Source organism: Flavobacterium sp. 316, from assembly GCF_000967805.1.
In the GTDB taxonomy this organism is placed as follows: domain Bacteria; phylum Bacteroidota; class Bacteroidia; order Flavobacteriales; family Flavobacteriaceae; genus Flavobacterium; species Flavobacterium sediminilitoris.
In genome coordinates this window covers 1-1,597 of record NZ_JYGZ01000016.1, presented here as the reverse complement: position 1 = coordinate 1,597, position 1,597 = coordinate 1, and the positions used below count along the sequence as shown (strand labels likewise).

1 protein-coding gene is annotated in these 1,597 nt (G+C 33.6%); it reads left to right on the top strand.

The window, feature by feature from the left end; translation table 11 throughout:
- Positions 1–748: site-specific integrase (locus SY27_RS18610; protein ID WP_152640795.1), on the top strand; the 748-nt coding region annotated here is incomplete at its 5' end.
- Positions 749–1,597: the final 849 nt, after the last annotated feature.

Below are 1,597 nucleotides of genomic sequence, written 5' to 3'. Positions count from 1 at the left end.
AAAACTAAGGCTAATCGCACTAAGGCACTTCTTCAACTTCCAGATAGAAACAGGCAAGAGAAAAAACAATCCAACCACTAGAATAAAACTACAAGGAGGACAAAAACAAAAACTCTATCCCATACTATCACCACAAGAACTACAAAACATTTACGAAAATTACACCGTTCCAAAAGAAGATGATCCAAGAAGCCATCACAACTGGTTTACAATGTATAAACTAGCTAAAGAACGAAACAAAGTGATTATAGGATTATTATTCAATCAAGGCATCACCACAGCCGAAGTAAGCAGAATTACAATCGATAGTTTAGACCTTAGAAACGGTAAAATAGACATTACAGGCGGAAGAACAGGAAAAGACCGAACACTAGAACTCAAATCTAGCCAAATAATGGATTTAATGGAATACCAATATAAAACTAGAAACGAACTACTAAAATACCAAGCACAGCAAACCAAACTATTATTTTTAAGCACACCACCATCAGGACAAACACAAGTAAAAGAACCAAGCACACTAAACATCTACAAGCGATTAACAGAAGAACTAAAAGAACAAAATCCAAAGTTTATCAACTTTTTACAAGTTCGGGCATCAGTCATAACCTATTGGCTAAAAAACTACAACCTAAGACAAGTACAATACTTTGCAGGACACAAACGAATCATATCCACAGAAATGTATTTAATCAACGACATAGACGACTTACAAAAAGAAATTGAGAATTATCATCCGATAGGATAACTAAAAATAACCCTAAAAAAAGCACTCAATTTTAACACTTTTTAACATATTGACTGAAATTTATATAAAACATTTATTATCAATAAATTAACCTAAAAAAGTAACCGTAGTGCGGTATGTGGGAGGACGTAGTTACTATGCAACGTCCTACCAATAAATAAAAAAATAAGAACACATCACAAAGCGCTTTTTCAAAAGGAAATACAACACGAATAAAAAGCAAAAAACAACACCAAATTATCCAATCAAAAACAGCCAATTTTAACACATTTTAACAAATCAATCTAAAAACAGCCAAAACATTGATTATCAGTATAAATAGTTGAAAAAAGTATTCGTAATACGGAAAGAAGTAAGGGGTAGTTACTATGCGACCTCTTACCCAAAAAGACAAGCAACTTCCACCCAATAAACTACCCTAATTTTAAAATAATCATTTTTAGTTTTTAGTTATTCATTTATAATTAAAAAAATAGGAACGCTTCGCTGAGTTCTTTGCGCCCACCCATCCAACGCTCCCCACGCTCCAGTGGCTTCTCCCACCGCACAAAGCACTTGTTTTTCCCTAAGAACAGCACTATACTACACTTTATGTTTTTTATAGGGAGTTATTATTGATTTTTTAAGCAGTCAATAAAAAGCCATAAAGTGTAGTATAGAGCTGCTCACCCAAAGCCGAAAAAACAAGAGCTTTAATCCAACGCTAAAGCCACTCCCAAGCTATTTTACATAATGCATCGAGCATTATAGTTCATAAAAAAGAGTTAATAATTGATTAAAGGATTTTTTTATGAAACTATAATTTGCACTATGTAAAATATCCGCACAGCCAACGCGCCCACCCGAAAA